Annotated in this window: 10 protein-coding genes; 2 read left to right on the top strand and 8 right to left on the bottom strand. The window is 34.8% G+C overall.

Annotated features, from left to right (window positions below; genetic code table 11):
- The first annotated feature begins 68 nt into the window (after window positions 1–68).
- Window positions 69–2174 carry an HD domain-containing protein gene (locus tag CCPUN_RS02115; RefSeq protein WP_165941906.1) on the top strand — a complete coding sequence of 702 codons (2106 nt, stop codon included), beginning with the start codon at window positions 69–71 and terminating at the stop codon, window positions 2172–2174.
- A 138-nt stretch (window positions 2175–2312) separates the two neighbouring features.
- Window positions 2313–3206, top strand: coding sequence for an Rpn family recombination-promoting nuclease/putative transposase (locus CCPUN_RS02110; RefSeq protein WP_133281935.1), 894 nt, complete (start codon window positions 2313–2315; stop codon window positions 3204–3206).
- Window positions 3207–3340: 134 nt separating this feature from the next.
- On the opposite strand, the gene CCPUN_RS02105 is transcribed toward CCPUN_RS02110, so the two are convergent.
- From CCPUN_RS02105 to topA, 8 genes are all read right to left on the bottom strand, one after another.
- On the bottom strand, window positions 3341–3919 hold the full coding sequence (locus tag CCPUN_RS02105) for a DUF924 family protein (protein ID WP_133281934.1): 579 nt from the start codon (window positions 3917–3919) through the stop codon (window positions 3341–3343).
- Between the two features lie 57 nt (window positions 3920–3976).
- Window positions 3977–4723 carry a 3-oxoacyl-[acyl-carrier-protein] reductase gene (gene fabG / locus CCPUN_RS02100; protein ID WP_133281933.1) on the bottom strand — a complete coding sequence of 249 codons (747 nt, stop codon included), beginning with the start codon at window positions 4721–4723 and terminating at the stop codon, window positions 3977–3979.
- A 154-nt stretch (window positions 4724–4877) separates the two neighbouring features.
- The gene (locus tag CCPUN_RS02095) at window positions 4878–8318 is read right to left on the bottom strand and encodes a sodium:solute symporter family protein (protein WP_133281932.1); all 3441 of its coding nucleotides are present in this window, start codon (window positions 8316–8318) and stop codon (window positions 4878–4880) included.
- Between the two features lie 213 nt (window positions 8319–8531).
- On the bottom strand, window positions 8532–8936 hold the full coding sequence (locus CCPUN_RS02090) for a ribonuclease P protein component (RefSeq protein ID WP_255414882.1): 405 nt from the start codon (window positions 8934–8936) through the stop codon (window positions 8532–8534).
- A gap of 39 nt (window positions 8937–8975) precedes the next feature.
- Window positions 8976–9134, bottom strand: a complete 159-nt coding sequence (rpmH, locus tag CCPUN_RS02085; protein WP_133281930.1) for a 50S ribosomal protein L34 — start codon at window positions 9132–9134, stop codon at window positions 8976–8978.
- A 113-nt stretch (window positions 9135–9247) separates the two neighbouring features.
- Window positions 9248–9664 (bottom strand): tRNA (adenosine(37)-N6)-threonylcarbamoyltransferase complex ATPase subunit type 1 TsaE, encoded by a 417-nt coding sequence (tsaE, locus tag CCPUN_RS02080; RefSeq protein ID WP_133281929.1) that lies wholly within the window; start codon window positions 9662–9664, stop codon window positions 9248–9250.
- A gap of 19 nt (window positions 9665–9683) precedes the next feature.
- Window positions 9684–11828 (bottom strand): MutS-related protein, encoded by a 2145-nt coding sequence (locus CCPUN_RS02075; RefSeq protein WP_133281928.1) that lies wholly within the window; start codon window positions 11826–11828, stop codon window positions 9684–9686.
- A 160-nt stretch (window positions 11829–11988) separates the two neighbouring features.
- Window positions 11989–14304: a type I DNA topoisomerase gene (gene topA, locus CCPUN_RS02070; RefSeq protein WP_133281927.1), complete on the bottom strand. Its 2316-nt coding sequence runs from the start codon at window positions 14302–14304 to the stop codon at window positions 11989–11991.
- Between the last annotated feature and the right edge of the window lie 15 nt (window positions 14305–14319).

The following is a 14319-nucleotide window of genomic DNA, read 5'->3' as shown; positions in this document are numbered from 1 at the left end:
AAAATTAGCCGTTTTTTATCAAATATAGTGGAAAATCCTCAATGTCAGTCTTTTATCCCATCATATATTTGTACCACCACCGGGTAGGTGTGGGCGACCGTAGTGCCATTGTTTTACAATGGCAAGAATGCAAACGCTGGTGGAAACGACAGTGGAACAATATACAAATGGTCTTTACCACAGAATATTTTGCAAGTTGTTTTCCAAACAAAGCAAGTTCTTTTATGCTATGGGGAGGCTACTTTATGGGTAGTGCCCTGCTATCATTATGCTTTATAGAAAAGGGTTATTTTGAACACTATTTTTATTGGTATATAGCCTTAATAGAGATTAGTATCATCATATTTGCTTATCCATCTTCTACCTTATATTTCAGCAAACCTCGTATAATGTATTTTATATGGCCTGTATTGCTCTTTATGCTATTTTTTGTTACTGGCATACAGCTTGCCAAAATGGGCCACTTTCGCCCCATGGCTTGTGCGCTGCTTATCTGCCATTTTATGGCCAGCACATGTTTTTTCGCTAGAAAAATAAGCATAATCATGCTTGCGGCAGCTGTAGCACTCCATACATACATATCATTTGATATACCTTGGGATAACATACACTGGATACTACTCACAGAGGGCCCCACTTGGGAGTTAATGGCTGCCAGCCTCTTGGCGGGCATAGCTATTGCGGGATTTGGTACCTACAAATACCTTAATGATAGAGCTTCTGCCAGGGCTAAAGTTATGAAGGTAGCGGATACCTATGAGCGTAGGTTATCGTTACAAGCTATTCATAACCAAATTAATTGGTATAGATTGGCCCCTATACAGCATAGTGCCATGTTACGAGATATAAACGAGACACTTAAAAAGCCGTATAACTACCTAATTGAACAGCATCAACATAAAATGGGAGAAGAACTCGCTGGCGTAATGAAAAAAATACGTAAAACAGGCAGCTTATTGCTCCAGAGGGACAAAGAAGAACGCAGCCTTAGGATCAATGAAAAAGCAATACAATCTGTAGACATAGCATCCATTATATCCAAAGCACATAATAATATCCATGATTTAGGAGAGCCGCTACAGTTATTGGTATACTATCAATCAAAAGTAAAAACAATAGAGACAGATCCCGAGCTGCTTGAGCGGCTCCTGACTATAAATCTTTTGGCTATTAGTAAGAGTGAACACGCTGTGGATCCTTTGGTCAACCTGGTCATTAGGAGTACGAATTTGCACTACAATGATGCGAACCATAGGTTGCCAGCTCTTGCCTTCCGGATGAGCACGAATATCGACCCAGAAGGAATCTATGTAGTGTCGGGAGAATATCTCCTCCTGGACGAAGGAACACCTATTTTTCTACCTAGAACGGAAACAGAGCTCTATCAGTCAGAAAGCAAACAAATCGTACAAGCACATGGTGGCTACTCAGAAATCATAGAAAATGAAGACTCCCTAACCTGCTTGTATGTATTGCCCGTAGCGGGTAAAAGTGTGATGCAATTTACAAACCATGACCCTGCTGATATGTCGAATAAAATAGCTGAAACAAGAGAAAGTTTAGCACAAGAAAGAGAATTGGTCGCCATACTTACTACATCAACTCGGTTAAAAGCAGAGGTAGTAAAAAACGCTATTGCATTTATCAAAAATGCACATGGGTCTACAAAACGCAAATCTGGAGAACCTTACTATACCCACCCTATGGCTGTAGCCAAAATTCTTGTAGCGGCTACCCAAGATCCAGATATTATTTTAGCTGGTTTACTACATGATGTTGTGGAGGATACATCTGTTACCCTTGAACAAATACAATTGATGTATGGTGACCAGGTCGCTTATATAGTAGATATGGTAACCCACTACAATACCCTGGGCTATCGCTGGAAGTTGAATAATAACGAGATCAAGGAGCTGCTCTTCCAGTGCAAGGATATACGTGTTTCATATATTAAACTGGCTGATAGATTACACAATATACGAACGCTTTCGTTTCGAACACCAGAAGATCAAAAACGTATAGCTAGGGAAACTACCAGTTTTTATATTCCATGGGGTTACAAAAACGCAACCATATTGCGTATAGATGGATGGTTATCTGAAATGCAACAAATTTGTGAAGAAATTTTAGGGACAGAGAAGGAAAAGAAAAACTATACCATGCACTATGAATAGCGTATAGTGGAAATAAGCGTCTTTCAGATTCTTGCCAGGAAGCAAAAAAACTAAGAAAAAATCCGATCAAAATTATTTAATATATTGCATCAACAGAATGGATAGGTAACCTATTAACCCTAAAAAGCATTATAAGTTATGTTTGATAAACCATTGATATCGTTCGACTATGCCATCAAGTACCTACTTAAACATAAAGGAGACTACGATATTATAGAAGGATTTATTTCCGCTTTACTAACTGAAAGTGGCTATAAACCTGTTAAAATAAATGCCTTATTAGATGGAGAAAGCAATAAAGAATCTGTTGATTTAAAAAGATCTATAGCAGATTTAGTAGTAGAGGATGTAGATGGCAACAAGTATATTGTGGAAATAGAAAGAGCTTTTACCTTAAAGTTTATGCATAAGGCATGCTTTAATAGTTCAAGACTGGTAGTAGATAGTATTTTTGGGAGTCAAGATTATACAAATATAAAGAAGGTATTCCATATAAGCCTGCTCTATTTTACTACAGAAGAAATAAAGAAACCGCTATATCATGGAAAAACCATTATCCATGAAATGGATAAAGACCATCCCATAGATATGCGTATTGTCAACCAAGGATTTGTTATATATGAGCATCACAATGTATTTCCAGAATACTTTTTTATTTCCATACCTTCCTTTAATGACGTTATTAAAAGTGAAATAGATGAGTGGTTATATGTTATGAAACATTCAGATGTCAGAGAAGATTTTAAATCCCCTTATATGAACAAGGTATCTGATCGACTAAGAATACTTAAAATGAATAAAGAAGATCGAGATACCTATTATCATTATATAAAAAAAGCCATACAAGCAGATGATACCCTGTCTGCTGCTAAAATAGAAGGTGAAAAGATTGGATTAGAGAAAGGCGAGCAAATTGGGAGAGAGAAGGAAAGAAAAGAAGTGGCTAGGTTGCTTTTACAGTCTGGTGTTTCCATGGAAATCATAGTTTTATCTACAGGTTTATCTATTGAAGAGATTGAAAAACTGGTTTAACCATTTTAAGTGCATATGCCATTCCTGGAAAATAGATAAAAATAAAGTTATATTAGAAGCATTCAAGCTAAAAATTACAGAATATAGAGTCTTTTGCAAAGACTATGTTCTTAGAACAATCAAGACTGACTGCATTAAGATGCTATTTCTTGCAAAAACACGATCTCTTCTGGCGTGTTTTTACGCTGTAATATATGGTTTCGCGTCGGGAAACGTCCAAACCGTAGAATCATGTCTTGATGTTCTAAAGCGTGTTTAAGCAACTGATCATCTCCCAAAATTCGAAACAGTTTTACTGACTGATTCTGATCTTCAATTGATTCGCTATGTTCTAAGGGCATATACATAAACATCTTTTGCCACTTGCTCAGTGCCTGATCGTATCCCAATGCAATGGCATGTTTTGCCCAACGATTTGCAAGCGAATCTGATTCAAATGCCTGTCGTGTTCCTCTAAATATATTTCTAGGCAATTGATCAAGCAATAAAATCAACACAAGCACACCTTCTGGTGTATCTGTAATCGTATCTAATACACCTTTACGTGCTTGTACGTATGCCTCTTCGAAGTTAATACGTAATTCCTGATCATATTCAGGAGTGCTATGGAACCAAAAAGGCTTCATTTCTCCATCTGGATCAGTTGTACTAATAGGATCTCCAAACCAAAAATCCATCAATCTGGAACGAATATCCGATGCAGTTCTATTCATTATATCTTACACTTTTTGTGCCGATTAACATTGTAATATGGATATAAGTGGGTAATGCTATGTAAGCAGACCACCATCTACTTGAATCACTTGTCCAGTAATATAGCTGGATAGATCAGAAGCTAAAAATAAAGCACAATTTGCCACATCCTCTGGAAGGCCTACTCTATTAAGAGGAATTGTTTTTTTCCATGTCTCCTGCAACGACTCTGTAAGATGATTAGTCATATCAGTAACTATAAATCCAGGTGCAATGACATTCGCACGTATGTTTCTACTGCCTAATTCTAAGGCAATTGATTTTGTAAAACCAATGATACCAGCTTTAGAAGCTGCATAGTTAGCTTGGCCTGCATTGCCTCTAATACCAACAATAGAAGAAATATTGATAATAGAACCACTACGTTGTTTAAGAAAGGTTTTTATGGATGCCTTTACCGTATTAAAAGCAGCGTTTAAGTTCACATTAAGCACATCATACCAATCTTGCTCCGTCATGCGCAATAGCAAGTTATCTCTTGTTATACCAGCATTGTTAACGAGTATATCTAGGCTGCCAAATTCTTGTACCACATCGTTTATTACCTGTTCTGTAGAGGAAAAATCGGATGCATCTGAATAAAATCCTTTGACTTTAATATCTAATTGTTGTAATGCATCTTCCGTTTCCTTAATTTCTGCTTGGCTAGATCCTAGGTATGTAAAAGCAATATTTCCTCCTGCTGTGGCTAATTTGAGCGCAATCGCTCTCCCAATACCCCGTGAAGCACCTGTAATGAGTACTGTTTTTCCTTGTAGATTCATACTATTTAAAAATTAACGATAGCTAAATTTTACGAAAATTTACTTAAAAGTGTTATAAACAAATTCCAAAGATACTTAACTATTTACTCATGCTTTTTTAAAAGCACATAAATTTTAAAAAAGCATGAGTCTCATTATTTATTCAAAAATTTTATCAATAAGAGATGTTTAAAACTTTAGCAATGCATCTATTTAATTCATCAACTATTGTAGGCACATTCATTTGTATGGCTAGTGGTCTATAAAATTGCTGTATCAATGTAGCTTTTTTTACCTGTTTTTCCATGTTATGCCCATGAATGGTTTTGGCATTATGTGATACATCTGCTAATCTCAACAAAATTGCATTGTGGTATTTTGGATCATTAACTATCTCCTGAATAAAACCATAATAAGCCTCTTTTGCAAGTGGAAGTTGTTTTTCTAAACCTTCTGCATCACATATAATAGTCATAATATGCGCTCCAATTAAAGTAGATAGTCCTGCTTTTGTGAATGGCGTATTGCGAACTATATCGTGTGCCAAACCAGCAATAATAAGATCCGAATCCGATACTATATCTAATAAAGTAGATGCCACAGCCATGGGATGGAGATAAAATAGTTCTCCTGTTTTTCTTCTTTGTGTGGCATAATAAACTTTAATCAACTCTAATACATCTTTGATGGTATCAAAGTCAATACCATTAGTCTCTTGAACCTTTTGTATAAACATGGCTTCTTCTCGCATGCTTATTGGATCTAATTCCACATTTTGTGTATAGACGACTGGTGAGAGTGCAGCAAATGCCTTAGTAACCTTTTGTACATTTACCGGTATTACGTACAGATGGGTAACATCTAAATCAAAATGTGTTATTTCACAATAACCATAATGAGAACTCACAATATGATGATTTTCTATATCTGTTTGATCCATCTCTTTTATTTTATCTACAATTTGTACATCTGTCATTTCAGGTACTTTGTATATAGGTAAAATAGCTGGTCGGTTTTTTTCAGTTGTAATAATAAAGCTGATAGCACTTACTCTTTGTATTTTCCCTTCCAAGAGTGTTGGCCTATACCCTAATTGAGTATCACTTATGTAAATGTGCGTATCTCTTCTTCTATTCTTGCCATCACATTGCCTACATGCATTTATACTATTAACAATTAGCGTTGTAATACGTTCTATATCACACTGAATATAAAAATTTTCTGAATTTGAAACTACATAAGGAGAATGATATATATCCTCAATTTCTATAGCGTCCAAACATTTTAATAATAACTGGTCTATATTAATCCAATTTGTCGCTAAATATAAACCATGTCTTAAATGTGCAAAAACACTATCATAATACTTTTTTAATTTAATAACTTGATCTTGCACAGGAGCAATAAGCTCATTATTTTCTAATTGAGATAATCGTAATAGTTGATTATGTACTTGGTTTAATACATAACTGCTTTCATAAGCAAGTGCTTCTATTTGCTGTTTCTTAAAAAACTGTCTGGAATTTTGTTCTTCTTGTTCATCTCTTAATTCTTGTATCGTTAAAAAGAGTTTGCGAAGATTCTCTTTATGATACAATAACCCTCCTAAAAAAATAAATAGCATCAGTGTCACATAAATAACACTAATATTTAAACTCAAAATAGAATTTATTAATGTTAGTCCTCCACCCAAATAGGCAAGTGACTTCCATATTACTAACGCAGTTATTACTGTTCTAAAAATAACAATACCCAAAGAACTTGCTAAAATGGATAGAGAAATATTGACAATAAAAATAATGACTTGTAAATGGGAAAACTGACTTAGTATAACCATACAACTACCTGCTATGGCAAGAAAGTACAGGTTACTTAATTCCCATATTATGGCAATAATTTTCCTTGAATATAACTTGAGTGTTACGGAAGAATAAACTAAGAAAAACGTTGCAACAAATAAACTGGGAAATAGAACCAGGTTTTCTAACTTGGATCCCCATATAGCATTGCTTGAGAAAGTATAAAAAGAACAATATCCTGTAACAGCAATATAAAAACTAAACAGAACATAATATGAGCTATTTCTTGGTAATTGCTTCTGGAGATAACCCAACGGTTTAAATGAGTTAATTTTAGATAAAACATATTTACCATATTCATAAAATTGTATCCATAGTGGGGGTACTTTAGTAGCTACTTCTACAAAAAGGCCCATATCGGAAAATTTTGGATTAACTTTTAGAATAATCCACTTCGATAAGACCAGTAAAAAATGTACAACAAAAATACTTAGCAGATTAATATACATAGTATTTATCAGTAAATCAGCAATATCTATATTAGGAGTATAAAACCAACTAAAACTAACATACAAAAAACTGATTATCATGCTAAATAAAACAGCATATCGATGAAACCGAAATCCTACCAAGGCAAGCAATAGCGGGATAGCTACAATAGGTTTGTATGGTAATTGAGTTATTAGTAATAATTGAAATGGTTTTTTGATAGAAAACTGAATAAATAACACTACAATAAGGCCTACAAAAAATGTATAACTTCTAATTTTCATAGATGTTATTGAAGTTATTTTATTGTATTTAAGCTGATTTTGCAGATCATTCATAATTAACACTGTAGATGAATGTAAGTTGACACTTGCGGTAGAAATCGTTAGCGCTGCAATCCCTATCACAAATAATCCTTTTAATCCTATATAAGTTTGAAAAACACTAGATGGGACGTCTGATATAGGTATATTCCCAAAGGTTTTATTTAATAATAAAGCAATCCATAATAAAAACAAATTGATTATTAATGAAAATAGACCTGCATAATTGAAAGATTTTTTTATTTGCACATCATTTTCTGCAATTAAAATACGTTGTACTTGAGCGGGATATAAAGTAGGTATCGCAAATACCAAAAGTGTCTTAGTATAAGGGTTGGAAGCACTACTGAAATTTAAAGAATGCCATGATTCTTTGATTGCTAAAGCGAGATGGAATTGATCATAATCATGTTGATTTATAAGATGTTTCCATAAAATCCAAGCAATCGTTGGTAGAAAAATCACAAAAATTGCACAACGTATTATGCTTACCAATGTTAAAGATTGAATCCCACCAGCTCCTACGCTAAAGATTATAAAAGTAGTAGATATAAGTAGGCTATAAAAATGATCAACACCAAAAAGCAAAGATATTGCTTGTGCAAGTGCGGAAACATGAATAGCTGTTGCTCCAATACCATTTATTATGCCACATATTGCTACAATTTTACGAACATTAGTTCCATAAAGCTGCCCCATTATTTCTGCTACAGAACAACAATTTAAGAACAAACCTAGACGCTTTGATAGCACCGTTCCTATTATAAAATAACTTATAGCACTACCAATAAGGATCAATAAAAAGGTTGAATCAAGTATATTATAAAAAATTCCTCCTCCATACGATATGGTTATGATAGATGCTGCAATGCTCGCTACAGTAAAGCCCTTAGAGCCTACTGAATATTGTCTAAGCGTACTTAAACGAGGCATAGAACTTACACCAATAAATAAGTTCATTAATAAAAAAAGTAGAAATACAATAATATCTAAATCTAGCTGCATACCGAATTTGTTATATGTTTTTTACTAAAAAGATTTTTGTATAATCCACCTCTTCTTATATGTATACGGAAAACAGTGTTTTTTTATACTTTGTACTTACTACAGCTATTTTCATTGTAACACCATAATAAGCTATTTTTTAGATCCGTAAAATAGGACTTAATACAAAAGCGCCAAAATTACCTAATATTTATTTCAATTTAAAGACGTTTTTTAGAGAGGCTCTTTACAATATAGCAATGCCTTCAGATGCTTTAATGAAGCAATAACAGCATCATTTAACATAGATTGTTGGATTTCTTTCTCATCTTCATGATAGATATATCCTATCAGTATAACAAACTTGTTTTCTTCATTGCCGACATAAGAAGGAGCTAAAATCCTTCTATTGATACGATAGGCTTCTCTAAGCAATCTTTTAACTTTATTACGCTTTACAGCAGAACAAATTCTTTTTTTAGGAACTGAAAAAAGCACCTTATCGTTAGAAATAATTTCTCTGCTTTTTTTTACACAAAAGACTTTTAAAGGTGGTATTTTAAACGACCTACCTTCTTTAAAAAGCATCTTAATATGCTTGGGATCGACTAACCGATCTCTTTTCGACAATTTAAACACTGTCCCTGCTAAGATGCTCACTAGATAATTACGATCAAATTAGCTTTTATGTCTGGGTTCATCAGAAATAGTTAACTTATATCTACCTTTGGCCCTTCTTCTCGCTAATACTGCACGTCCATTAGGTGTTGACATACGCTCTCTAAATCCGTGTTTATTACTTCTTTTTCTTAGTGATGGTTGAAATGTTCTTTTCATAATTTAATTATTCTTGCAATTTTGTACATAAACTTGGTACAATTTTACATCCAATTTGCGGATTTTACAAACATATGACACACTCATTCATCATTTCAATAAAAAATAGGAGATTAATAACTCATCCATGCTAATTTTCTCGTTAACAACGATTCTATCTCTATCTTAATTAGAAAGTAGTGTAAGGGTAAAATAGCTTCAATTTTAGAAGGCCATTCTATAAAACAATAATAGCCAGAAGTAAAATAGTTTTCAAAGTCTAGCGTAACTGCCTCGTTCAAATGGTTTATGCGATAACAGTCAAAATGGTAAATGATTGCCCCATTTAATATTTTATATTCATTTATAATTGAAAAAGTTGGGCTATTTACCACATCAACCACGCCTAATACTTTACATAATTGCTTCACAAGGGTTGTTTTCCCACAACCCATGGGGCCTTCTAGTAAAAATATTTTTTGATGAGCAGCTTGATTCAAAAGCATAGTAGCGATATCACTGAGTTCTTTCTCTACATATCTTAAGACCATAAGCTTATGTAATGAATTATTATGGTTTTGGGTTTGATTCAGACTTACTGAAAATCTTATGAAATTTCTCTGGGTATTTAACAATATTTTCTGCTTGTGTTAACAAGGCACTATCGTATCCTTCTTGTTCAAGTATTTTTAAGGCAACAGCTTGATGGGCTTCTCCAGGTACAATTTTGTAGGTATAATGTAATTTGTTATCGGATTCTTCTCGTACAAAAACCTTGAAATTCTTAATACCTCCTCCTTTAATGTTATGTTCCAACCCCATTAAAATAGGATAGTGAGAAGCTATTATATGCAAGGAATTGGTATATTTTGCCATATAAGAAACTATGCTATAAGCGACAGCACCAGCTTCAGTAGGATTGGTACCAGCAAAAGGTTCATCAGCAATTGTAAAGATAAATTCGGTTGATTTAGATTTTTCCAACATATGTATGTGCTTTAGCATACGACCCATCTCTACCATAAAAAGTGAAGCACCACTTGCAATGTCATCACCTACTTCTATGTAGGTATGGATTTTATTAAATGGAGTAATAATAGCCTCTTTAGCAGGAACAATTCCAAACGTTTGGGCAAGTAGCACACCACTTGCTACTCCAGAGAGGAAAGAAGATTTCCCACCTGCATTAGGTCCACAAAGTATCATATTCCGAGTCTTATAGGTATCTAATTCCACATCATTATCTATAACAGTTGTAGGATCTATCAATGTGTTCCACATGCCATCGAACTTGAGCAGTGGGGTTATTTGTTCGGAACGATCTAAAAACTTAGCAAAGGTATAGTAATGTTCTGGAGAAATTTTCTTGGCTTCTTCAACCAACTCAGCAATCCCTATAAAGCTATCTAGCTGACCTAACTCATACATTGCAGGCTTTAGATGATCTTTGTATGCTTCAAATAGACACAATGTCGCTAATAATTTACTATTATCACTGCTAAAATAGGACCAATGATCTAATTTCATCTCTAACAAGTTTCGGAGCATTACCCCAATTTCTGTTAATTCTTCTTTTTGAGATAAAAGTACTCTTATTTTCTTTAGATAAGGGGCGTAAACAGCTTCTAGTTCTGGATTTTTCGCTACAGCATGGCTAACTTGTTGGATGGTACGCATAAAAACTTGTACGTCTAGCATACGACATGCAAGGTTTTGGAAAACAGCGTTATACTCTTTATAATGTTTTACCCCACAATAACCCCTCCATACAGCCATACCATTGGTAATAGCTACTCCTAGAAAAGGCAATAAAGAGGGATTTCCGTTGGTATGCGTGTAGTTGTAAACAGCAGAACCTATAGACCAACCTGGCATAAAAAGGGAAATAGGCGCATAACTCTCAGTTCTACTACCACTAATAAACCCGCCCTTGGCAATAGAGGTTACCAGATAATGAGATTCGCACCATAACAACCCAAATACAGGTAAAACAAGAAACTCTCCATATATATCTCTTATATTTCTAAAGAATACTTTCCTACGCAACTTACCAGCGATTTTATTATTTGCAGCACTGTCAAAAAGAAAGCGACTGTGTAAATATTCTTGATATTCTTTGGTATAAAGAGGATCCGTATGGGTCCAAAAAGAAAGGAAACTTGGTTCTATATTGCGGTAAGTCATCAGCAATTGCTTTAAATGCATTTGATGATCTGGTTGTTCTAGAAAGAATCTAATTATTTTTTGTCTATTTGAAAGTATACCCATGTCATTACTTGGCGTAACTAGAAGCGCTGCTAAGGCACATTCACCAAGTAGCGTTGTTGTTCTATTAATACGAGACAATAAATGATGAGATGGATTACTAGATGCTCCACAAAAAAGAGTCAGATCCCCCCATGCATTATAGTTCAACAGCTGATCATCCGTTTTAGTATCATTGGCTTCAATATTTGAAAATATGGTACGCAAGATAATCTTACATTGAGTAGATTTAGCCAACTGGGGCTTACCTGCTCGTAAAAACATATCCTTCTCTTCTTTTTGCTCCGGTAAAGTTACAGTAGAAAAAGACCTCAGATAGTAACGAGAAATTTTTGTAGTAAGACGCTCATCGTGCAATTCTTGGCGAGCAAAAGCAAAATTTACAGCCAAAAAACTGGCTAATAATGAACACCATACGCTGTGTAGCGTACTCTTTTTATTAGATCTCATAATTGGATAAAAACTAAAAACTTTTCTATAATTGTTTGTTGCAATCTTATACACTTATTATCATAATAAGGATATTTTTATTGATTTAAAAAAACGGCATTGCTAAACGACATAAATAATACTCATATTCAATAATATAAATATATTTTATATTTTTTGTTTATTTATCTTTTTTCCCTTTTTTAGCTGCGTTATGCTCAAGTATTTTTAAACATTCCTCTAAACTAAGTAATTTAGGATCTGGAATATCCTTAGGAATGCGAACATTTTTCTTCTCTGATTTGATATAAGCTCCCCATCTACCATTCAAAATTTGAATTTCCGAATCAGGAAATGTTTTAATAAGTTTTTCAGCATCTGCTTTACGCTTGGTTGTAATAATTTCAATGGCTTTTACTGCTCCAATTGTAAATGGGTCATTCTCTTTACCTATGGAATAAAAGGATGATCCATGCTTAATATAAGGACCAAATCGACCTATGTTTACAACCATAGGGGCTTCTTCAAAGATGCCAATTTCCCTAGGAAGCTTAAAAAGGTCCAATGCCGCTTCTAATGTAATGGTTTCCATGCGTTGGTTTGGACGGAGTCCTGCAAAACGAGGGGCTTCCTGTCTTTCATCTGCCTCAACCCCCAACTGAACCAATGGACCATATTTACCTAGTCTAACAACTACTGAGGCATTTGTTTCTGGATCTTTACCCAAGTATCTAGTATGGTTAATCATAGATCTATCTACATCAGACGTGCTCTGAATTTTAGTGTAAAATACACTGTAAAATTCTGCTAACATCTGGTTCCAGATCTTAGATCCTTGTGCTATTTTATCTAGTTCTTTTTCTACATGTGCCGTGAAATTATAGTCAGTGACATCGGAAAAGTGTTTAACTAAAAAGTCATTCACTATTGCAGCTATATCGGTAGGAAATAGTTTCTGCTTTTCTGCACGAACGATCTCTGTTAACTGCTGCGTTTGAATCTGTTTGTTTTCCAAAGTAAGGAGTGTATATGAACGGGGAAAGCCCTCACGAGACTCTAATTTAATATAACCCCTTTTTTGAATAGTGGAAATAATAGGTGCATAGGTAGATGGTCGACCAATTTCTCTTTCTTCTAGATCCCTAACCAAGGCAGCTTCGGTATAACGGGGTGGAGGATTGGCAAATCGTTGTCTAGCTAACATCTTTTCAAGGGGTAATACTTGACCTATATGTAGTGGTGGAAGCATTTCTGCTGCATCATCAGACTCTTCATCTTCATCTTTAGCACGTGCATATGCTTTAAGAAAACCTTCAAATTTTAGCACTTCTCCTGTTGCAACAAGTGTTTGGTCGGAGGTAGAGATTTGAATGGTTGCTACCGTCTTTTCTATCTGTGCGTCGGCCATTTGAGAGGCCATTGCTCTAGACCAAATGAGTTCGTATAAGCGTTGTTCGTCTCTATTGTTACTGACTATTTTTGCGGAAAAATCAGTAGGACGTATTGCTTCATGAGCTTCTTGCGCAGTAGATGATTTGGTTTTATAGCTTCTTGCATGAAAATATTCTTTCCCATAGGTTTCCGTAACTTCTTTAGATATATGTTGTACGGCATCTGCAGAAAGATTTAGAGAGTCTGTTCTCATATAAGAAATTTTACCCGTTTCATATAACTGCTGAGCCAATATCATTGTACGGGTTACGGAGTATCCTAACTTTCTACTCGCTTCTTGCTGTAATGTTGACGTAATAAAGGGGGCTGAAGGAGATCTTTTTAATGCTTTTTTATCTAATGCTTTAATGGAAAAAGCAGCATCTTTACACTGTTCTAAGAAGGCTAATGCATCCTGTTCTGTTTTAAATTTCTCTGGCAAATCTGCTTTCAGTAACTGTCCTGTTGGCAGTGGAAAAAATGCGGATATAGAAAAATGAAAAGTAACAACAAAATTATCGATAGCCCTTTCACGTTCTACTACCATTCTTACGGCAACAGATTGTACACGGCCCGCAGAGAGGCCAGGTTTAATTTTTTTCCACAACAATGGGGACAAATCATAGCCGACCAATCTATCTAAAACACGTCTTGCTTGTTGTGCATCAACTAGATCCAAATCTATGGCACGTGGTTGCTTTAATGCATTTAAGACAGCGGTTTTCGTAATTTCTCTAAAAACAATACGTTGTACTTTATCATCTGTAAGTTGGAGTGCTTCCTTTAGATGCCATGAGATAGACTCCCCTTCTCGGTCATCATCGCTTGCTAAATAAACACAGGTAGATTCCTTGGCTAATTTCTTAAGGTGTTGTACAACACGTTCCTTGCCGGGAGTGATTTCATAACTGGGTAAAAATCCTTGTGCAACATTGACCGCATTATTTCCTTTAATCAGGTCCCTAATATGTCCATTAGAGGAAGCTACTTGATAATCAATTCCTAAATAGTTTTCAATGGTTTTCGCCTTTGCAGGTGATTCAACAATGACTAAATTTTTTGCCATATTTTAAGTATAGAA

The sequence above is a fragment of the Cardinium endosymbiont of Culicoides punctatus genome (assembly GCF_004354815.1).
GTDB lineage: Bacteria > Bacteroidota > Bacteroidia > Cytophagales > Amoebophilaceae > Cardinium.
This window is presented reverse-complemented; position numbering and strand designations above follow the sequence as displayed.

Excerpts from the sequence above, each read along its gene's own strand:
- CCPUN_RS02110 (WP_133281935.1), top strand. The coding sequence starts at position 2,313 with ATGTTTGATAAACCATTGATATCGTTCGACTATGCCATCAAGTACCTA.
- CCPUN_RS02095 (WP_133281932.1), bottom strand. The coding sequence starts at position 8,318 with ATGCAGCTAGATTTAGATATTATTGTATTTCTACTTTTTTTATTAATG.
- rpmH (WP_133281930.1), bottom strand. The coding sequence starts at position 9,134 with ATGAAAAGAACATTTCAACCATCACTAAGAAAAAGAAGTAATAAACAC.
- fabG (WP_133281933.1), bottom strand. The coding sequence starts at position 4,723 with ATGAATCTACAAGGAAAAACAGTACTCATTACAGGTGCTTCACGGGGT.
- CCPUN_RS02105 (WP_133281934.1), bottom strand. The coding sequence starts at position 3,919 with ATGAATAGAACTGCATCGGATATTCGTTCCAGATTGATGGATTTTTGG.
- CCPUN_RS02075 (WP_133281928.1), bottom strand. The coding sequence starts at position 11,828 with ATGAGATCTAATAAAAAGAGTACGCTACACAGCGTATGGTGTTCATTA.
- tsaE (WP_133281929.1), bottom strand. The coding sequence starts at position 9,664 with ATGGTCTTAAGATATGTAGAGAAAGAACTCAGTGATATCGCTACTATG.
- topA (WP_133281927.1), bottom strand. The coding sequence starts at position 14,304 with ATGGCAAAAAATTTAGTCATTGTTGAATCACCTGCAAAGGCGAAAACC.